The sequence below is a fragment of the Paenibacillus sp. TSM33 genome (assembly GCF_056099025.1).
Genome location: NZ_JBLZXB010000010.1, coordinates 12073 through 32633, shown reverse-complemented (window position 1 = coordinate 32633; position 20561 = coordinate 12073). Strand labels below are relative to the sequence as shown.

Genomic DNA, 20561 nt, shown 5'->3' with positions numbered 1-20561 from the left:
ATATTTATTTAAAACAACAGTTTATCGGGGTGGGTGCCTACACGCTCATCCTGATGAAGACCATTGATTCGGTTAATATCCTCAGTTGTCAGTTCAAAATCGAACAAATCGGCATTTTCGCGGATACGATGCGCGGTAACCGATTTGGGAATCGTCACAATCCCCCGATCCAGGTGCCAACGCAAAATAACCTGAGAAGTCGTTTTGCCGTATTTGGCAGCAATCTCAACGATATCTGGCTGCTCCGTCAGTTTTCCCTTCATCAGAGGACTCCACGATTCAAGCTGAATTTGGTGTTCCCGGCAGTATTGATGCAGCTCTTGCTGTGTCAGACGCGGGTGAAGCTCTACCTGATTGATGACAGGTACAATATTGCTGTCTTTCAGGAGGTCTTCGAGATGGTGAATTTGGAAGTTGCTTACTCCAATCGCGCGTACGCTTCCTTCTTCATACAGCCGTTCGAACGCCTTCCAAGTTTCCTTGTACTTGTCCTTGCCAGGCCAATGGATAAGGTACAAGTCAATGATATCCAGGCACAACCGCTTGCGACTTTCCTCGAAAGCACGCAGTGTTGAATCGTAGCCCTGATCTTGATTCCATAGCTTAGTGGTCACAAACAGATTGTCTCTGTCCGCTCCACTGTCACGAATGGCTTGTCCGACCAGTTCCTCATTGCCGTAGATCGCCGCGGTATCAATGTGACGATAACCGACCTCAATAGCTGTTTTGACTGCTTCGTAGACCTCATTGCCTTCCGCCTTGTACGTACCAAAACCAAGCCAAGGCATCTGAACTCCGTTATTTAGTAAAGCTGTATCCGCAATGTTCCCCATGTCTATCTCCTCCTATTCCTAGTTATAAATTATCCAACGGAATGATTACAGTTTAGTTGCATCCTGAAAAGCATTCACTTCAAGCGGAGCAGCCAACAATTCTTTAGCTGCAGCAACAAATGCCTGGAAATGGGCAGACTTGTTATGGAAATCTACAGCAGCAGCATCCTTCCACTCTTCAACCATCGTAAATGCGTTGAGATCATTCAAATCCTGCATTAACGTATAGCGTACATTGCCTTCTTCAGCTTGTGATGCGCTGATCAACCCTTGGGTTTGTTGCAAAAAGGCCTCTCTCTTTTCTGGTAAAACTTTCATATCGGCATGAATAATAATCATAATATTTTCCTCCTCTTATTATGTAACTATTTCTATTATAGACCATTCTTTCGATAGATTAAAAGTGCGGCCGTTTCTGGAATACAGTAAAATGATTCATATTGGGGTGTTTATCGGCTGATCAACTGCTCCTATATTTTGTTTAATGGCGGTGAAGGCATGTGCGTTTTCAGACAAAACTAATGGTATTCATATCCCTTTTAGTGCTGGTCGTTACCGGGCTGTTGGGATTATCCTTGCGTTATATGATTACCTCCGCCTTGTACGAAGAGATTGGGAAAAGGGCACTGACTGTGGCCAATACGCTTGCGGTAGATGCACAGGTCAGGGATGCTCTAGAACAGACCGACACGAAGCAATTACGTGTTCGGATCAACGAAGCAGTGAAACCTGTCCAAGCCAGCACCGGCGCTGATTTTATTACGATTGCAGATCGTCATCTCATTCGCCAATGGCATGTTAACCCGGAACGCATCGGGCAGCCTATGATGGACCCGCTGAATAATAAGGTGCTGCAAGGACAGTCCTTTATTACGGAATCCACCGGCTCTCTCGGACCGTCACTGCGAGCCAAAACCGCAGTCTATGATGAACAAGGCCGAGCTATCGGACTCGTTTCTGTAGGTTTCCTGATGACAGATGTGGCGCAAGATATTCGTACATACACATATACATGGCTGTGGTTCATGGTAGGCGCGCTAATGATCGGCATATTAGGAAGTCTGGTTATAGCACGACGGGTAAGGCACGAACTGCATGGGCTGGAGCCAGTGGAGATTGGACGTTTGTATCAGGAAAAGCAAGCCATTCTCGAATCCATAGGTGAAGGGATTATCGCGGTTAATAGCAGTGGACAAGTCACACTTGCCAATCCACAAGCCGTCCGTTTGCTTGGTCTTCCTCCGGAAACTAGCCTCTATGGATGCGAGCTTCGTCACTTGGCGGGCGCGGCATATCAGCTGGCAGATGTACTTGCTACAGATTTTATCGAAAAGAATCCTAGCACGAAGCCGGATCAGGATCAAAACGTATTCAATGAGGAAATTGAGATCCAACAACGAGTCGTAGTCGTCAGCCGTGTACCGATCAAGGATCGATTCGGACGAATGCTAGGCACCGTTGCCAGCCTGCGTGACAAAACAGAGCTGCTTCGCATGACGCGGCAGTTGACGGAGGTCAAGGATTATGCGGACGTGTTGCGATCACAAACACATGAATATACCAATCGGCTATATCTCATATCCGGCCTGATTCAGTTGGAGTGTTATGACGAAGCAGTGGACTTTATTACTCAGGAATCGGAAGAGTATCGTGTACATAGTTCCGTTTCCTCTTCTCTTTCACCCGATTCAATCATCGCCAGCCTGCTGATCAGCAAGAAAAAACAGGCGTTGGAAAAAGGGATTGTACTCCATTCATATATAAAAGGAGCATTTTCAACCCCGTCTCCTACATTGGAGTGGTCGCTTCTTGCTACCATTGCCGGAAACCTGCTGGACAATGCTATGGAAGCAGTTGCGATAGACTCTATACCTGACGGACAGGTCTGGTTCCGGCTTGAAGAAGTGACTGAAGCCATCATCGTCGAAGTTATGGATAATGGATCGGGTATTTCGGAGGATATCCAGGAAAAGCTGTTCGTTAAGGGAGCATCAACCAAAGCAGAGGCCGGACACGGATATGGCCTTGCTCTCGTGCAGGAGTACACCGAACGAATGAGTGGCTCCATCAAAGTACATGAACGGCCTGGTGGAGGTAGCATTTTTGAAGTATACATTCCTTTAATTAAGACAGATACGAGTAATAATACAAAGGGGGGCTACGTCCATGAATGAGCGGGTTTTATCGGACATTGAGGTTCTTATTATTGAAGATGATCCGCGAATTGCGGAAATTAACCGACGATTTATTGAAAAGGTGGATGGGTTCACCGTATGTGCAATAGCAACGAACGAATTTGAGGCAAAGCTTCAACTAGATGTTCTGCGTCCGTCTTTAGCCGTGCTGGATGTTTATTTTCCCGATACGAATGGTCTAACCCTGCTATCGTTCATCAAGCAACACTATCCAGCTACAGATGTCATTATGCTGACTGCCGCCAAGGAAGCTGAAACTGTGGTACAAGCGGTTCGAGCAGGTGTATTTGATTTTATCGTAAAGCCGCTCGTATTCGAGAGATTGCGGGCGACCTTAGAGGAATATGCTCGTTTTCGCCGCCAAGTCACAACATGGCAAGAAGAACAATCTACGGTTGAGCAATCGGAGATTGACCGTCTGCTTCAAAGCGCGGGCACGGGTCGGATGACGGGTAACGGAGTAGGAGAGCTATGGGCCAAAGGCATTGATAAAGTTACTTGCGAAAAGGTGCTTGATCTCCTGAATCGACGAGGTGAGGTAACTACGGGTACCGTGGGAATTGAGCTAGGTATGAGCCGATCTACCGCCAGAAGGTATCTGGAATATTTAGTGGAAAGTGGCGATGCGCACCACGATCAGGTGTACGGAACTGTCGGCAGACCGGAGCGTATCTATCGCAGACGGCAGGAAAATGCATAAACCACCAATTCATACGTCTGGTCTCTTCCATCCTCTCTTCTCGCTTGTGATTTTAATGAACTTAATTCTCATAATAGGCTAAAACGGTTTAAATGATCACATTATTTACGTCCCCTTTCCCGGTTGCTAGAATGGTCAACAGTTAGTTAATTGATAATGATTATCAGTTTCTCTGGTAAGCATATTTGGAACGGGGGACAACATATGGCAACACCGAAACAGCCACTACGCACAGGCATGCTGCTTGCAGCGATTCTGGTACTACTGACAGCCGTTATGGCCGGATGTGGAGGCCAGTCACAAAATAATAACGCAGCAGCACCTCAAACCACAGGCGACACTCGAACGATCAAACATGAGATGGGAGAAACCAAAGTTACAGGCAAACCCAAAAGAATCGTGACGTTGGAATTCTCTTTTGTCGATGCTGCTACCCAACTGGGCGTGATGCCTGTCGGCATAGCTCAGGAAAATGATGATGATATCGACGGGCTGCTTGGCAAAAGAATCGACTTCACGCCTGTCGGCACACGCAAACAGCCGAACCTGGAAACGATTAGCTCCTTGAAGCCCGATTTGATTATTGCTGATCTGAACCGTCATAAGAGCATATACAAAGAACTAAGCGAGATTGCTCCTACCATTGTTCTTAAGAGCCGCAATTCCTCTTATGAGCAAAACCTGGCATCCTTCGATGTTATCGCCGACGCGTTGGGTGAGAAGGAAAAGGGTGAGCAAATTCTTGCAGCACATAAAGCCACAATGGCAAAGTTGAAAGAAGACATCCCAACTGGTGAGTCACGTAGCGTATTGCTTGGGGTATTCCGTTCTGATTCACTATCGGCTCACGGCGCTTCATCTTTTGATGGACAACTGCTGGAGCAAGCAGGCATCCACAATGCCCTTCAAAATACAAGCGAGCCTACAGTCAAGCTGACACTGGAGCAGATTGCCCAAGCTGATCCGGATGTGATCTTCTTGGTGGAAGCCGATGAGAAGATGCTTGCAGAATGGAAGCAAAATCCGTTATGGCAAAACATTTCGGCTGTGAAAAAAGGGGAAGTTTACGAAGTAAATCGGGCACTGTGGACCCGGTACCGTGGACTCGGCTCTGCCGAGAAAATACTGGAGCAAGCGATTTCGCTTCTGTATCCCGCGCAAACTAAAGGAGACGGCTCCCGTTGATCGGACAAGCCTTACGCGACCGGCTAAATAAGCCGGTCTTCTTTGCACTTCTATTCGCGTTGCTGGCTGGACTGCTGCTGAGCGTGGCGATTGGCCCAGTCAGGATGGACATCCCCACCATGCTGACTGCGCTTTTCACCGAGCATCCGTCCAAGGATCAGCTCATTATCTTGACGGTACGCCTACCACGTGCCGTCATTGGCCTGATCGTCGGCGCCGGGCTTGCCGTGGCCGGAGCGCTGATGCAAGCCATCACACGCAACCCGCTGGCTTCGCCACAGGTATTTGGGGTCAGCTCTGGCGCTTCGTTGGCTGTCGTCCTGTCGGTCGTGCTGCTGCCGAATATCGGGTCGTCCGGCAGCATTTATTTTGCTTTTGCCGGAGCGATCGCAGGTGGCTCCTTCGTATATGCGCTGGCCGGAACGGCGGGCATGACGCCAGTCAAGCTGGCTCTTGCCGGGATGGCTGTGCATCTGCTGCTGGCCTCTGTCACTCAGGGTCTGCTCGTATTCAACGAGCAAATATCCGATGTACTGTATTGGCTCGCTGGAGCCATCGACGGGTCTACTTGGGCCGACACGCGTCTGGTGTTGCCATGGTTCGCCGTCGGTATGATCCTTGCACTAGCGCTGGCCCCCTCGCTATCTGTGCTTAGCCTCGGTACAGAGGTCGCACAGGGACTGGGGCAAAACGTACGTCTTGTCCGCTTGCTGGCCTCGGTTTCAGTTATTATGCTGGCAGGCTCTGCTGTAGCGGTAGCCGGGGCCATCGGCTTTGTGGGTCTGATGGTGCCGAATATCATTAAGGTATTTACAGGCGACAATTACAAACGGGTCATTCCCCTGTCTGCAATTTGCGGAGCTCTGCTGCTGACATATGCAGACGTGCTTGGACGATTTATTGCCTTTCCTTATGAATCGCCCGTTGGTATCGTAACCGCATTGGTGGGTGCGCCCTTCTTTTTATATCTGGCGCACAAGAACGGGAGGGCTTCACGATGAAAAAGCTGTGGATTTTACTCGTGATAATGCTGGGTGTTTCCTTTATAGCTATCGGCGTGGGCAGCACCTACATTACGCCCGCTGAGCTGATCACGGCGCTGACTGACCGAAATGCCTCTTCCTGGTTCATCGTTCACCATTACCGACTGCCTCGTGACCTGCTGGCCATCATGGCTGGTGCTGGTCTTGCAGTAGCTGGCGTGTTGCTGCAAGGTATGATTCGCAACCCTCTGGCTTCGCCGGATGTGGTGGGTGTATCCAAGGGAGCCGGCTTTGCGGCGGTTCTCGTCATCGTGCTGCTCCCCTCATCCCCGGTGGCGCTGCTGCCTGTCGCTGCCTTTGTCGGTGCCGGGTTAGCCGCACTGCTGCTCGTACAGCTTTCGATGAGGGGAGGCATGCGTCCTAATATGCTAGCCTTAACCGGGCTGGCGGTAGGTGCTATCTTCCAGGCTGCGACCGATTATATTCTGGTCAAATATCCACTCGAAGCCAGCGATACGCTGACTTGGCTAGCTGGAAGCTTGTGGGGCAAAGGCTGGGATGAAGTATATGGGCTTATGCCATGGTTAATTGTATTGCTGCCTCTCGCCTATACACTACAGCGCAAACTGGATATTATGAGTCTGGATGAGGAAAGCTCCGCTGGCTTAGGACTAAGCGTGAAGCGTCTGCGCACAGGACTGCTGGCCGTATCCGTAGCCTTAGCTGCTTCCTGTGTCGCTGCCATCGGCTCCATCGGCTTTATAGGACTGCTGGCACCACATCTGGCACGGCGTTTGTTTGGCAATCGCCACCGCTATCTATTGCCCGGCGCAGCCATGATCGGTGCCCTGATCCTCGTCCTTGCCGATGCGCTCGGACGGGGGCTGAAGCCACCGCTCGAAATTCCCGCTGGCATCGTGACAGCCGTGATTGGCGCGCCCTATTTCCTGTATCTATTGCTGCGGGAACGTAAACAAAAAAGCAGCGGATAAAGGACAAGTTCTCCATTACAGCTAAACGTTGCACAATACCGTAGCGTTTAGCTGTATTACTCCCCACCTGTACACCGATCCGCTGATTGATTTCTTTTCTAAATGTGTCATATTTTCAGATCCATAATAAAAAAGAGAGTCAACCTGTATATAACACAGGCTGACTCTCCTCACCCCTCAACACTTATGCAGGATGGGGTACTTCTGTTCCATTCAAAATGAGATGCATCCGAATTTCCGCTTTTAAGGAGTCGGATACTGCACAATATTTTTCCTTACCCATCTGAATCGCTTTCCATACGCGGTAATCCGGAATATCTCCATCTACGTGGAAAGTCAGATCAATCGCTGTAAACCCCGTTGGCATTTGTTCCTTACGTGTACCTTCTGCATCGATATCAATTCGAGTAATGTCCGACAAGAAACGATCCAAAATCATCGTAATATCAATACCGATACATCCCGCCAGACCCGCCAACAGCAGTTCCATCGGTGTCATCCCTTTACCATCACCCCCATAAGCCGCCGTAGCATCCATCCCTACGGAATAACCGGATGGTCCTTCCGATGTAAATGCGCGTTTGCCGTGCCAAGTTGTAGATACTTTCATAATCAATTGCCTTCTTTCCATCTTAATAATCTATGATTCATCCTCGATCTAACTTAAAATTCGCTAATTTGACGCAAAAACTTTTGTGTCCTCTCATGCTGGGGAGCATCAAAAAACGCCTGTGGTGCAGCTTCTTCCACAATGATTCCATCTGCCATAAATACAACCTTGTCGGCCACCTCGCGGGCAAATTTCATTTCATGAGTCACGACGACCATCGTCATTCCATCTTGAGCCAACTCCCGCATAACCCCCAGCACCTCACCCACGAGTTCGGGATCAAGCGCCGATGTCGGCTCATCGAACAGCATAATCGCCGGGTCCATCGCCAGTGCACGTGCAATAGCTACCCGTTGCTGCTGTCCACCGGACAGACGAGATGGATGTACATCCTGCTTATCCAGTAACCCCACCCGCTTTAGTAGCTGTAGTCCGATAGACATAGCCTTGTCGCGCGGCATTTTCTTAACTGTCAGCAGTCCTTCAATGACATTGCCGATAGCTGTTTTGTGCGGATACAGATTGAATTGCTGGAACACCATCCCCGTCTGCTTGCGAATATCACGAATGGCTGCTTGGCGGGCACGAACAGGAGCCATAGCATCAACCTCAATCCCGTTCACCTCAAACTTGCCGGAAGACAGCTCTTCCAGTCCGTTCAGGCAACGCAGCAGGGTACTTTTACCTGAGCCGCTGGGACCGAGCAATACGACGATTTCACGAGCGGCAACCTGAAAATCAATGCTTTTCAGAACCTCTACCTGTCCGAATCGTTTACCTAATCCGTTTGTTGTTATCATCATCTATCATCTCCACCTAATAAGCTCGAGTCAGACGCTTTTCCACCCGCTCCAGTATAGCGGAGAATCCAATGCTCATAATCCAGTACATCAGGGCAATTTCGAGCAGAAACGGCATGTAGAGCAAATACTGCGCCTGTAAAAGCTGTGCCTGTCGCATCAATTCACTAACCCCGATAACCGACACAAGCGACGTTTCTTTAAGCATACCCACAAACGTATTCCCCATCGGTGCAATAGCAATGCGTACCGCCTGCGGCAGAATAATGCGCCACATCGTTTGACCAGGCGACATTCCCGTCGCATAAGCAGCCTCGGTCTGTCCCTGTGGTACGGCTAAAATAGCTCCACGGAACGTCTCCGATAAGTACGCCCCTGTATTAATACTGAGTGCAAGACAAGCAGCCGTCAGCGATCCGAAGGATATTCCGTAATCATCCAAACCATAATAAATGACCGCAATCTGTACCAAAACCGGCGTTCCCCGGATGATTGATACATACATGCGAGCCAGCCACCGAACAGGTCGATTCCCCTTTAAGCGCGCTACAGCAAAAATCAAACCAATAATTAAACCAAACAGCATAGAAACAATCGTTATATACAGCGTATAATAAGCGCCCTTCAATAAAAAAGGGACGTTCTCCCACATTAATTCAAGCATCGTTTATATATTCCCTTCTTTCAGACGAGTGGCCCCATGTCAGCATAAAAGCCAAGACTGGAGCCAGACGCCTGTAACAGGCTTACGTTATTCTTTTGGCTCCTCGCCAAACCATTTTTTGAAAATTGTTTTGTAAGTGCCGTCTTCCTTCATTTCCTTCAGAGCCTTGTTCAAAGCTTCCTTGAGCTCAGGAGTTTTCTGGTTAATGGCTACGGCTGCTTGATCTGATTTAATCGGCTCGCCTACGGCTTTAATTTGGAACCCATTTTTATCGATAATAGGCTTGAGAGCATATAGATTGTTAATGGTTGCATCAATACGGCCAGAGTTTAGATCCTTCAATGAAGTAATGACATCATCATATGTTTTGATCTCAAAATCGCCTACCTTTGGCAGCACTTCGTTGCGCAGATAAGACTCATCATTTGTCCCCAAGCCGACACCAATAGTTTTGCCTTTAAAGTCTTCCAGCTTCGTAATGTCATTTGTTTTGCTATTCACGATAATATTCACATTATTGGTGATATAGGGATCTGTGAAGTCAATGGCCTTCTTGCGATCCTCTGTAATCGCCACCTGGCTAACCACTGCATCGAATTTTTTCTTTTGCAGACTTGGAATCAGTCCCGAAAATTCTTGTGCCGTGAACTCCGCTTTTACTCCAATCCGTTTCGCCAATTCTTTGGCAATATCCACATCAAACCCGTCCAACTCCTTGTTGTCGTTCAAGAAATTGTACGGCGGGTAAGTACCCATCATGCCTACCTTCATTACACCAGCCTTCTTGATGGCTTCGAGCTGATTGGCGGCTGCCTCATTATTGCTGCCCGCTCCAGTTCCGGCATTGGAAGCTTCCTGTTTGGTACCGCAAGCGCTCAGCACAAGGCTGAACAATGCCAGAGCCATGAGTGTGGTCACCAAGAATCCTTTTTTACGTGTTTTCATATGTCGTTCTCTCCTGTCTAGATGTAAATGTTTAAGTGTATATGTGTAATTGGGCTGTATTATATGTTGTTGCCAACCACTCATTCATGCGATGTTGTCCGTCTACTAGCTTTGGCCTAATAGTCCGTAAAATTCAAAATTAGCAGCCTCTTCTGCCAATCTTGTAGCGGATACCTGCTTGATATGGTCATGTGTTCCCTCTGAACCGAATAGCCAGCGTATAATGACACCTTCAATCATGCTCATAAGTAGGGCTGCCCTTAATTCGACATCTAATTCGGCAGGCAGCATATTCAGCTCGATTGCTCGCTCTATATTGCGCCGGAATGCAAGCTCCATCGCAGTTCTGGTCTCACGGATGCTCTGCCGCACCGGTTCATCGACACCACTGCCGATCAGCAGTAAACCCATCAGATAACGGTTCTCCAACGCAAAATGAAATAGCCGAACAAACAGCGCTTCCGATGCCTTAACCATATCAGCCAGCGTTCCTGCATCACGGCGATACCCCTGCCCGATCGCTGACAACAGTTGTTCACGGCCTGTAGCGATAATCTCCAGCGCCAGAGCCTCTTTACTTTTAAAATGCCAATAAAATGTGCCTTGAGCTACTCCTGCCTCCACCACAATATCTGAAATCTTCGTTTGGTGGTAACCCTGCTCAGCAAACCGCCTTAACGCAATGTGAAGAAGCTGTGTTCTGCGGTCTGTTTCTTCTCCCCCGTGATCAACAGGTGAGTCATTCGAAAGGGTTTTGGGCTGCTTCGCCTTGCGCGGCTGCATGGGTTTCCTCCTCCCGATTGATCAGTCAGTCAGTTTTGTATTTTTAATCCTATAGGATAAGTATACTTTTGTCAAACGAAAAAAGAGAACCTCCGCTGAGGTCCTCTTTATCCTATATATTGCTGTTATAGCAACGCTTTTGCCGCAATATCTGTACGGTTCTGCTTGCCTTCAAAGGTAATATGAGCCGCCTGTTCGTAAGCTTTGTCACGTGCCTCGGCAATGTCACGTCCCAAACCAACCACGCCTAATACGCGTCCGCCGTTCGTTACCCACTCACCCTGTTCGTTGATACCTGTGCCGGCATGGAACACGATGGCTTCATCTGCCTGATCCAGTCCATGGATAGGTACCCCTTTGGCGTAAGTTCCAGGATAACCTCCGGATGCCAGCACCACACACACCGCAGCTTCATCCTTCCACTCGATCTCCACCTGATCCAGTGTGCCGTTCACGGCAGCGAGAAAAATATCGAGCAGGTCGGATTTTAGTCGAGGCAATACGACTTGTGTTTCTGGATCACCAAAACGTGCATTAAACTCAATCGTCTTCGGTTTGCCGTCCAGCGAAATCATCAGTCCAGCAAATAAAACACCACGGAACGGACGTCCTTCAGCAACCATAGCCTTGGCCGTCGGCTTAATAATCGTATCAATGGCTTCCTCAATAATGGAATTGGCTATGTGAGGCAACGGGGAATACGTGCCCATGCCGCCTGTGTTTGGTCCTTTGTCACCATCAAAAACCGGCTTATGATCTTGCGCCGCTGCCATCGGTCGTACCGTTTCACCGTCAACAAAGGAAAGAATCGACATTTCCTGTCCAGCGAGGAACTCCTCAATCACGACCTGTGCACCCGCTTCTCCAAAAACCTTCGCTACCATAATATCGGACAGCGCCTTTTCCGCTTCCTCCATCGAGTAAGCAACTGTCACGCCTTTGCCTGCTGCCAGTCCGTCGGCCTTAATGACCACCGGAATAGGCTGTTCCTTCAAGTAGGCATGTGCTTCCTCAAAGGTATAAAACTTGCGATAAGTTGCTGTCGGAATTTGATATTTGTGCAGCAAATCCTTCATGAAGATTTTACTGCCTTCAATTTCCGCTGCATTTTTACGCGGTCCGAATACTGGAATGCCCTTCGCTTCAAAGGCATCCACAATACCGTCTGCCAGCGGATCATCGGGACCTACCACGACAAGTCCGACTTTTTTGGATTCCGCCAGTTCTGTCAGCGCGTCAAACTCACTCACCGGAATCGGCACACACTCCGCTAATTGTCCGATGCCAGCATTACCTGGCGCACAATAGATTTGTCCGGCCTTGGGGCTTTTCTTCAGCGCCCACACAATTGCATGTTCGCGGCCGCCCCCTCCGATAACCAAAATATCCATTCAGGTGATTCCTCCCGCCCCATTATGATCGTTCAGGTGTGCTGCATCTACAACTCACACAACTTAGTGTTTGAAATGACGTACGCCTGTAAAGACCATAGCAATGCCATATTCGTTAGCAACCTTGATAGATTCTTCATCTTTAATGGAACCGCCCGGCTGAATGACTGCTGTAATGCCTGCTTTAGCTGCCAACTCCAGCGTATCGCCCATCGGGAAAAATGCATCCGATGCCAATACGGCACCTTTTGCTTTGTCACCGGCCTGCTCGATCGCAATCTTGGCTGCTCCGACACGGTTCATTTGTCCTGCGCCTACGCCAATGGTCATATTATCTGCCGCCAGTACGATAGCGTTGGATTTCACATGTTTAACCACTTTCCAGCTAAACAAAAGTTGTTTCAATTCCTCCTCGGATGGCGTACGCTCTGTTACAACCGTAAGTGCATCCGGGTCCACAGCATGAACGTCATTTTGCTGAACAACCATGCCGCCTTCAATGGAAGTCACGATGAAACGGCTCTTCGCCTCAGACGGGGAAAGCTCACCCAGATCAAGCAAACGGATATTTTTCTTTTTCGTTAAAATCTCCAATGCTTCTTTCGTGAAGCCCGGTGCCAATACAATTTCCAAAAAGATTTCACTCAGCTTGTGTGCTGTATCGCCGTCAATAATCCGGTTAGCCGCGACAATGCCGCCAAAAATCGATGTTGGATCTGCTGCGTAAGCTTTGCTGTACGCTTCATAAATACTGCCGCCAATTCCCACACCGCAAGGATTCATATGCTTAACTGCAACTACTGTCGGCTCGCTGAATTCTTTGACGATTTGCAGGGCTGCATTCGCATCATTAATATTATTGTAAGACAACTCTTTACCGTGAAGTTGCTTCGCTGTTGTTAGTGTACCCTTGGCCGCCAAAGGCTCACGATAAAATGCCGCCTGTTGATGGGGATTTTCGCCATAACGCAAATCCTGAATTTTTTCATAGGTTACAGTGTAACGCTCAGGCAAAGGATCACCTGTCACATTCGACAAGTAATCGGAAATCAAAGCGTCGTATGACGCCGTATGACGGAACACTTTTGCAGCCAAACGCTTACGGGTATTCAGCTCCGTGTCGCCATCCTTACGTATTTCCTCCAGTACAGTGCCATAGTCATCCGCATCGACCACTACACTGACAAAAGCATGGTTTTTTGCCGCAGAACGAAGCATTGTTGGACCGCCGATGTCGATATTTTCAATCGCGTCTTCATAGGTTACACCGGGTTTGGCGATCGTTTCCGCAAAAGGATACAGGTTCACAACGACCAGATCGATATAATCCAATCCAAGCTCCTTCATCTGGCGCTGATGTTCTTCATTATCCCGAACAGCCAGCAAACCGCTGTGTACCGCAGGGTGGAGTGTTTTAACACGTCCATCCATAATTTCCGGAAATCCCGTTACCTCTGAAATGCCGATGACAGGAATGCCCTCCTTCGACAGCAAGCTGCTCGTTCCCCCTGTCGAAACGATCTCCACACCCAATTTGGACAACTCGCGGCAAAATTCCACGATCCCCCGTTTATCTGATACGCTGACGAGCGCTCTTTTAATACTCACCTTGTCTCCTCCTTTAGCTCTTTCAGAATTTTGCAAATTTCTCTTCTATCAATTTATTTCCCGAGAAATATCGGAAAATGCCTGTACAGTATCCTTGTTATGACAATGATATGACAAATTACAGTTATCTTTAGAGAAGTGAGCTCACCTTGCGGCCATTCAATTGGATTTTGCCTTGAGCCAGTCTACCAACTACCTCTGGATATAGCTGACGTTCCACGGATTGAATGGCTGCGGATAAGGATTCCGCCGTATCATGATCGTGAACTTCTACGACACGTTGGGCAATAATCGCACCAGTGTCCATCCCGCCGTCCACAAAATGGACGGTGACTCCACTTACCTTCACCCCATAGGCCAATGCCTGTCCAACAGCATCTTTGCCTGGAAATGCCGGAAGCAGTGACGGATGAATATTGATGATTTTCCCAGCGTAGGCATCAACCATGACACTGGATAGCAAACGCATATAGCCTGCTAACACGATGAGGTCAATCGATTTCTGCTCCAGCAAAGCCACCAATTCACGCTCATAGTCTTCTCGGGCAGGATATTCCTTAGGGCGAAAAGTATGACAGGCAATTCCAGCTTTCTGTGCTCTAGCTACAGCAGCAGCCGCAGGCTTGTCACAGATAAGTAGTTCTACCGAGGCGCCGCCCAGTTCACCCCGTGCGGCCGCATCCACCAAAGCCTGAAAGTTCGTCCCTTCGCCTGATGCAAAAACAGCAATCCGGTAATTGCCCATTATACCTCGGCTCCCGTAAAGGTCACGATAGAGCTGCCTTCCGTTACTTTTCCGATCACATACGCAGCTTCACCCTGTTCCTTCAAAACTTCCAGTGCGGTCTGTGCGTGCTCTACATCGACAACGATCACCATTCCAATTCCCATATTGAAGGTCGTGAACATGTCTTTGTTGGAGATTTCGCCTTTTTCCTGCATGAGTTGGAAGATCGGCAGAATCGGCCAAGTGCCGTATTGTATATCCACATTGACGTGATCCGGTAACACTCTAGGGATATTTTCAATAAAACCGCCACCCGTGATATGCGCCATGCCTTTTACTTTTACCTTGTCCAGCAACGCCAGCACAGATTTCACATAAATTTTCGTAGGCTCCAGCAGTACATCACCCAGCTTGCCGTTCAAGTCTTCAATTTCATCATGCAAATCATAGCCTTGCTGTTCCAATAACAGCTTGCGAACCAGTGAGAAGCCATTACTGTGAACACCACTGGAAGCTAGTCCGATTACGGTATCTCCAGGAGCAATAGAACTACCGTTAATGATTTTGCTTTTATCTACAATCCCTACCGTGAAGCCAGCAATATCATATTCGCCCTCACTGTACATCCCCGGCATTTCTGCGGTTTCACCGCCGACCAACGCACATCCCGACTGGTGGCAGCCCTCCGCGATTCCAGCGACTATAGCTTCAATCTTCTCGGGCACAACCTTGTCACAAGCAAGGTAATCTAGAAAAAAGAGAGGTTCTGCACCTCCGACGACAATATCGTTTACGCACATCGCAACTGCATCAATGCCAATGGTGTCATGACGATCCATTGCAAAGGCAAGCTTCAGCTTCGTGCCGACACCATCGGTACCGGAAACGAGTACAGGCTCCTCATACTTATCTTTATTCAGGCCGAACAACGCACCGAATCCGCCCAAGTCCGTGAGCACTTCCGGACGGAAGGTACGTTTAACGTGCTTTTTCATCCGTTCTACTGCTTCATTACCGGCAGCGATATCTACCCCTGCGTTTTTGTATGCTTCGGACATTCATGAACACTCCTTCAAATGATTGACCCTCCTAAGTCCTCCCTAGCAGGGAGGATTCCATGGGGATGCTCCCCCTGGACCCCTCAAGAGTCGGTCAGATGCGTAGGATTGGGTGCTGCTTGGTGGTGGTTCGTGCTGAGCGTCGCGTGTTTTCCTTTGTGAGTTGCGGATCTTCCCGCAATTCACAAGGACACGCTTTAATGCGTGGCCGCCTTTGGTAGTGACGGCGGCGGGGGCACGTCCCGGACTGTTTGCTTCGCAAAGGCGGGGACGTGCCGGGTCAAAGAAGTGAGCAGCGCCAACGGGCGGCTTACTTCTTTGGCCCTTGAGGCAGGCAGCTTCGCTCTGCCTGCTGCCTGAGCCTCGCTTCGCTGGCTCACAGGCGGCTTTACAAGCCGCCTGTTAAAAACTCATGGCATGAAATAGTTATGCCATGAGTTTTTAACGGCCTTACCTATCCTCTTCCCGGTGGGAACAGAAGAGGTCCAGGCACTGCTGCAAAATGCTGCACACCTGAGGAACGCAGCGGGTGGAAGAATTCTGGAGAAGCGAAGCGTTCGCCTTTGCCGCTGAATTCTAACCCTGTAAGGGGTTATTTCAATCCAAGAATCCAGCGGCAACAGCGATCGTATGAACCTTGCACACGCGGAGTGGTTCCCTCAGAACCGCCATCCCTATGCACCTCTGTACCTCTTTTGTTTCCTATATTAACAACTACACCCGAACTTTTCTTCGCCTTTAAAGTCTACCTGTGTCGGATAATCATTATCGAAACAAGCCAGGCACAAACCGCCCTTGTAATCCTGTTCGTTATGTCCGCCTACCGCGGCAATCAATCCCTCGGCGCTCATAAAATAGAGCGAATCGGCGTTAATCTCTTGCCGAATTTCCTCCACGGTTTTGGACGAAGCGATCAGTTCCCGACGGTCCGGCGTGTCGATACCGTAGAAGCACGGATTTTTGAAAGGCGGTGAGGTAATTCGTACATGTACTTCCAACGCGCCCGCATCCCGCAGCATATTTACGATTCGACGAGACGTGGTGCCCCGAACGATAGAGTCGTCGATCATAATGACCCGTTTACCTTCAACAACACGGCGTACGGCGCTCAGCTTCATTTTCACACCCTGCTCGCGCAGCTCCTGACTCGGTTGAATAAAGGTACGTCCAGTGTATTTATTTTTAATCATGCCCAGCTCATAGGGAATACCTGTTTGCTCTGCATAACCAATTGCAGCCGAAATGCTGGAATCCGGTACACCGGTAACCAAATCTGCATCGACAAAAGCCTCTAGCGCCATCTGGCTGCCCATTCGTTTGCGTGCTGCATGAAGATTAGAACCATTCAAGTCACTGTCAGGACGAGCAAAATAAATATACTCCATCGCACACAGCGCTTTACGCTGCTTAGCTTCCGTATAACGGTCTTCGTGCAGTCCGTTTTTATCCAGAACTAGCAGTTCACCTGGCTCAATATCGCGCAACAGTTCTGCACCAATAGTTTCCAAGGCACAAGACTCGGATGCAAACAAATAAGCATCGCCCAATCTGCCCATCGTCAATGGACGCAAGCCGTTGGGATCAGAAGCCACAAGCAGCTTGTCATTGGTCATAATAAGGAAAGCAAACCCACCGACAATACGCTTTAATGCATCCTTGGCAGCCTCCACTAAATCCTTGGACGACCGGGCGATCAAATGTGCTACTACTTCGGTATCGCTGGTTGTTTGAAAAATAGACCCACCCTGCTCCAGCTCATGCCGAATTTGCAAAGCATTCACGATATTTCCGTTCGTCGCTACCGCCAAATCACCATCACGATACTTGAACACCAAAGGCTGTGCATTCGTCAGTTTACTGTCTCCACTTGTCGAATAGCGCACATGTCCTATGGCAATATCGCCTGTCAACGAAGCCATTAAGTCTTTATTAAATACTTCTTTGACAAGTCCCATTCCACGATGATAATGGAATTCGTCGCCACTGCTCACACAGATACCTGCACTTTCTTCACCACGATGCTGAAGCGCGTGCAAGCCGTAATAGGCTAGGGAAGCGGCATCGGAGTGTCTGTACACCCCGAATACGCCGCATTCCTCTTTTAATTTATCGAACAGCCCCTCTTTACCCGAGCCTTCATTATAATAATCTCCAGTCCACAACGTCCGTGCTGTTATTTCATCAGACATGGAATGACATCCTCCCAGATTTGCTTCAAACTGGCGACTGCCTCGTTCAAAGCGGGTTGTCCGTTCACCTCAACTGTCAATTGTGATCCTTCAACTTTTCCCAATACGGTAACTGGTACTTCCAGTCCACGCAGATGTGCTTCCAGCGCAGACGCTTTATCCGGTGATGCAGATAACAAAATGCGGGATTGACTTTCGCTGAATAAAGCATGGTCAGGGCGCAAAGACGTTTCTACGTTAACCTGCACTCCTAATCCGCTGCTAATGCCGGATTCGGCAAGCGCTACAGCCAATCCGCCCTCTGCGAGATCATGTGCGGATTGTACCAATCCGGCCTGAATCGCTCCTAGCACCGCTGTCAGCAGTTTTTTCTCTACATTCAAATCGAGCTCAGGCGGACGTCCTTCGGATACACCGTGCACGACAGCCTGGAACTCACTGCCTCCTAGTTCAGCCTTCGTCTCTCCCACTAGGAAAATGACATCGCCTTCGGCTTTGAAGCCTTGTGTCGTAATATGATCTGTATCATGTACCAGACCGACCATTCCGACTACAGGCGTCGGATAGATCGAACCTTTGGCATTTTCGTTGTACAAGCTAACGTTGCCCCCGATAACAGGTGTATCCAGTACACGGCAAGCTTCTGCCATACCGTCTACGGCTTTTTCCATTTGCCAGAAAATATCCGGTTTTTCAGGGTTACCAAAGTTCAGATTGTCCGTAATCGCCAAAGGCTCTCCACCAGAGCATACAATGTTTCGAGCTGCTTCGCTGACTGCAATCCGTCCACCTACCTCAGGGTCCAGATATACATAACGTCCGTTACAGTCCGTAGTCATTGCAAGTCCCTTGCGGGTGCCACGTACGGTCACTACAGCTGCATCCGAACCCGGACGAACGGCCGTACTGGTGCGAACCATGTAATCATATTGCTCGTATACCCATTTCTTGCTAGCTACACTTGGTGAAGATAGCACCTTTTTCAGCGCGCCGTTCAAGTCCGTTACTTCTGCATACCGAAGTGTGTCAATCGCAGCATTTTGCTCATAATAAGCAGGGACTTCGGAAGGCTTGTCATAGATCGGACACTCGTCAACCAGCGCCGTCACTGGCATATCACCCACCACTTCACCGTGATGGAACAAACGCAAACGACCGTCATCCGTCACTTTACCGACCTTGGCACAAATGACGCCCCAACGCTCGAAAATTTCAAGCGCCTGTGCTTCATCCTTAGGCTCAACAACGAACAACATACGCTCCTGGGATTCAGACAGCATCATTTCATAAGGTGTCATGCCCTCTTCACGTTGCGGCACCTGATCCAGGTACAGCTCAAGACCGTTGCCCGCCTTGCTTGCCATTTCAGCACTGGAGCAGGTAAGTCCCGCTGCGCCCATATCCTGAATACCCAGTACAATACCGCTGTCGATCAGTTCCAGACATGATTCCATAACCAGCTTTTCCATGAATGGATCGCCCACTTGAACCGCAGTCCGATTCGCTTCGGATTCCTCTGTCAACTCAACGGATGCGAAGGTCGCTCCGTGAATCCCGTCACGACCTGTCGGAGGCCCCACATAAAACACCGGATTGCCGACTCCTTTTGCCACACCGCGCTGGATTTTATCATGGTCAATCAATCCTACACACATTGCATTGACGAGCGGATTGCCTTCGTAGCTTTCGTCAAATACAACCTCTCCACCCACGGTCGGAATACCGATACAATTCCCGTAGCCCGCAATACCCGATACCACATGCTCAAACAAATATTTCACACGGTCGCTCTCCAGCTTGCCAAAACGCAACGAGTTCAACACCGCCACAGGTCTTGCACCCATGGAGAAAATATCACGGATAATGCCGCCTACTCCAGTCGCTGCCCCTTGAAAAGGTTCTACAGCGGATGGATGGTTATGACTTTCGATTTTAAATACAACTGCTTGGTTGTCTCCAATATCTACAATCCCTGCTCCTTCACCGGGTCCCATCAGCACTCGCGGACCACTCGTAGGGAAACGTCTCAGCAACGGCTTGGAGTTTTTGTAAGCACAATGCTCTGACCACATAACACTGAACACGCCAATCTCCGTATAATTCGGCTGACGCCCCATGAATTCACAGATCAGCGCATATTCACTGTCCGACACACCCATCTGCTGATACAGTTTATGTTCGGCAACCTGCTCTGCCGTCGGTTCCTTAGCGGACACTTGCTGCGCCATGACGATCCCTCCAAGCATTCAAAATAGATGTAAACATACGTTTGCCGTCATCCGTTCCAAGCAATGCGTCCACCGCGCGTTCCGGGTGGGGCATCATGCCCAGCACGTTACCTTGTTCATTACAAATCCCTGCAATATCCGTCATGGAACCATTGGGATTATCTTTATACGTAAATACGATCTGATTGTTCGCCTGCAAACGAGCCAGCGTCTCATCATCACAGTAATAGTTGCCTTCACCATGTGCGATCGGAATAATGATCTCTTCACCCGCAGCATAATCTCTTGTAAAAGGCGTTTGGTTATTCGCAACCTGCAACACCGTATCACGGCAAAGGAATTTCATCGACAGATTACGGCGCAAAGCTCCTGGCAACAGCCCGGCTTCGGTCAAAATTTGAAAACCGTTGCAAATCCCCAAAATATATTTGCCCTCGGCAGCCGCTTTGGCTACTTCCTTCATCACTGGAGCAAACCGGGAAATCGCACCACACCGCAGATAATCCCCGTAGGAGAAGCCTCCCGGAACAAGAATACAATCGTAAGGTGACAGATCCGTTGCAGTATGCCAAACATAATCGACAGGTTCACCGACCGTGTCCTCTATCGCCTTATAGCAGTCAATATCACAGTTGGAGCCCGGAAAAACCAGAACTGCAAATTTCATGGA

19 protein-coding genes are annotated in these 20561 nt (G+C 49.1%); 5 read left to right on the top strand and 14 right to left on the bottom strand.

Going from position 1 to position 20561, the window contains the following annotated elements:
- Nucleotides 1-8: 8 nt before the first annotated feature.
- Both ACN6NF_RS04230 and ACN6NF_RS04225 read right to left on the bottom strand, forming a co-directional pair.
- Nucleotides 9-833, bottom strand: a complete 825-nt coding sequence (locus tag ACN6NF_RS04230; RefSeq protein WP_474315445.1) for an aldo/keto reductase — start codon at nucleotides 831-833, stop codon at nucleotides 9-11.
- 45 nt (nucleotides 834-878) lie between these two features.
- On the bottom strand, nucleotides 879-1172 hold the full coding sequence (locus tag ACN6NF_RS04225; protein ID WP_474315443.1) for a putative quinol monooxygenase: 294 nt from the start codon (nucleotides 1170-1172) through the stop codon (nucleotides 879-881).
- A gap of 182 nt (nucleotides 1173-1354) precedes the next feature.
- Between ACN6NF_RS04225 and ACN6NF_RS04220 the strand changes: the two genes are divergently transcribed.
- From ACN6NF_RS04220 to ACN6NF_RS04200, 5 genes are all read left to right on the top strand, one after another.
- Nucleotides 1355-3007 (top strand): ATP-binding protein, encoded by a 1653-nt coding sequence (locus tag ACN6NF_RS04220; protein WP_474315442.1) that lies wholly within the window; start codon nucleotides 1355-1357, stop codon nucleotides 3005-3007.
- Complete coding sequence (locus ACN6NF_RS04215) at nucleotides 3000-3728, top strand: response regulator (protein ID WP_290404585.1); 729 nt, start codon at nucleotides 3000-3002, stop codon at nucleotides 3726-3728. Before ACN6NF_RS04220 ends, ACN6NF_RS04215 begins: the two co-directional genes overlap by 8 nt.
- Before the next feature lie 204 nt (nucleotides 3729-3932).
- Nucleotides 3933-4913, top strand: coding sequence for an ABC transporter substrate-binding protein (locus ACN6NF_RS04210; RefSeq protein WP_474315438.1), 981 nt, complete (start codon nucleotides 3933-3935; stop codon nucleotides 4911-4913).
- Nucleotides 4910-5914, top strand: coding sequence for a FecCD family ABC transporter permease (locus ACN6NF_RS04205; RefSeq protein WP_474315436.1), 1005 nt, complete (start codon nucleotides 4910-4912; stop codon nucleotides 5912-5914). The genes ACN6NF_RS04210 and ACN6NF_RS04205 overlap by 4 nt, the downstream gene beginning before the upstream one ends.
- The gene (locus ACN6NF_RS04200) at nucleotides 5911-6888 is read left to right on the top strand and encodes a FecCD family ABC transporter permease (protein WP_474315434.1); all 978 of its coding nucleotides are present in this window, start codon (nucleotides 5911-5913) and stop codon (nucleotides 6886-6888) included. The genes ACN6NF_RS04205 and ACN6NF_RS04200 overlap by 4 nt, the downstream gene beginning before the upstream one ends.
- 184 nt (nucleotides 6889-7072) lie before the next feature.
- Here ACN6NF_RS04200 and ACN6NF_RS04195 read toward each other — a convergent pair whose 3' ends face one another.
- The 12 genes from ACN6NF_RS04195 to purQ all read right to left on the bottom strand — a co-directional run bounded on the left by ACN6NF_RS04195 (nucleotide 7073) and on the right by purQ (nucleotide 20558).
- Nucleotides 7073-7498, bottom strand: coding sequence for an OsmC family protein (locus ACN6NF_RS04195; protein WP_474315432.1), 426 nt, complete (start codon nucleotides 7496-7498; stop codon nucleotides 7073-7075).
- 53 nt (nucleotides 7499-7551) lie between these two features.
- Nucleotides 7552-8301, bottom strand: a complete 750-nt coding sequence (locus ACN6NF_RS04190) for an amino acid ABC transporter ATP-binding protein (RefSeq protein WP_474315429.1) — start codon at nucleotides 8299-8301, stop codon at nucleotides 7552-7554.
- Nucleotides 8302-8314: 13 nt separating this feature from the next.
- Nucleotides 8315-8962 (bottom strand): amino acid ABC transporter permease, encoded by a 648-nt coding sequence (locus ACN6NF_RS04185; RefSeq protein ID WP_474315428.1) that lies wholly within the window; start codon nucleotides 8960-8962, stop codon nucleotides 8315-8317.
- An 87-nt stretch (nucleotides 8963-9049) separates the two neighbouring features.
- Nucleotides 9050-9907, bottom strand: coding sequence for a transporter substrate-binding domain-containing protein (locus ACN6NF_RS04180; RefSeq protein WP_474315427.1), 858 nt, complete (start codon nucleotides 9905-9907; stop codon nucleotides 9050-9052).
- A 105-nt stretch (nucleotides 9908-10012) separates the two neighbouring features.
- Nucleotides 10013-10690, bottom strand: a complete 678-nt coding sequence (locus ACN6NF_RS04175) for a TetR/AcrR family transcriptional regulator (protein ID WP_474315425.1) — start codon at nucleotides 10688-10690, stop codon at nucleotides 10013-10015.
- A 125-nt stretch (nucleotides 10691-10815) separates the two neighbouring features.
- Nucleotides 10816-12081, bottom strand: a complete 1266-nt coding sequence (purD, locus tag ACN6NF_RS04170) for a phosphoribosylamine--glycine ligase (RefSeq protein WP_474315423.1) — start codon at nucleotides 12079-12081, stop codon at nucleotides 10816-10818.
- Between the two features lie 63 nt (nucleotides 12082-12144).
- On the bottom strand, nucleotides 12145-13689 hold the full coding sequence (purH, locus tag ACN6NF_RS04165; RefSeq protein ID WP_474315421.1) for a bifunctional phosphoribosylaminoimidazolecarboxamide formyltransferase/IMP cyclohydrolase: 1545 nt from the start codon (nucleotides 13687-13689) through the stop codon (nucleotides 12145-12147).
- 130 nt (nucleotides 13690-13819) lie between these two features.
- Nucleotides 13820-14434: a phosphoribosylglycinamide formyltransferase gene (gene purN, locus ACN6NF_RS04160; protein ID WP_474315420.1), complete on the bottom strand. Its 615-nt coding sequence runs from the start codon at nucleotides 14432-14434 to the stop codon at nucleotides 13820-13822.
- Entirely contained in the window at nucleotides 14434-15474 is a 1041-nt protein-coding gene (gene purM / locus ACN6NF_RS04155; RefSeq protein WP_474315418.1) for a phosphoribosylformylglycinamidine cyclo-ligase, read from the bottom strand. Before purM ends, purN begins: the two co-directional genes overlap by 1 nt.
- A 707-nt stretch (nucleotides 15475-16181) precedes the next feature.
- On the bottom strand, nucleotides 16182-17663 hold the full coding sequence (gene purF, locus ACN6NF_RS04150; RefSeq protein WP_474315417.1) for an amidophosphoribosyltransferase: 1482 nt from the start codon (nucleotides 17661-17663) through the stop codon (nucleotides 16182-16184).
- Complete coding sequence (purL, locus tag ACN6NF_RS04145; protein ID WP_474315414.1) at nucleotides 17648-19891, bottom strand: phosphoribosylformylglycinamidine synthase subunit PurL; 2244 nt, start codon at nucleotides 19889-19891, stop codon at nucleotides 17648-17650. Before purL ends, purF begins: the two co-directional genes overlap by 16 nt.
- Nucleotides 19869-20558 (bottom strand): phosphoribosylformylglycinamidine synthase subunit PurQ, encoded by a 690-nt coding sequence (gene purQ / locus ACN6NF_RS04140; protein WP_016819768.1) that lies wholly within the window; start codon nucleotides 20556-20558, stop codon nucleotides 19869-19871. The genes purL and purQ overlap by 23 nt, the downstream gene beginning before the upstream one ends.
- Between the last annotated feature and the right edge of the window lie 3 nt (nucleotides 20559-20561).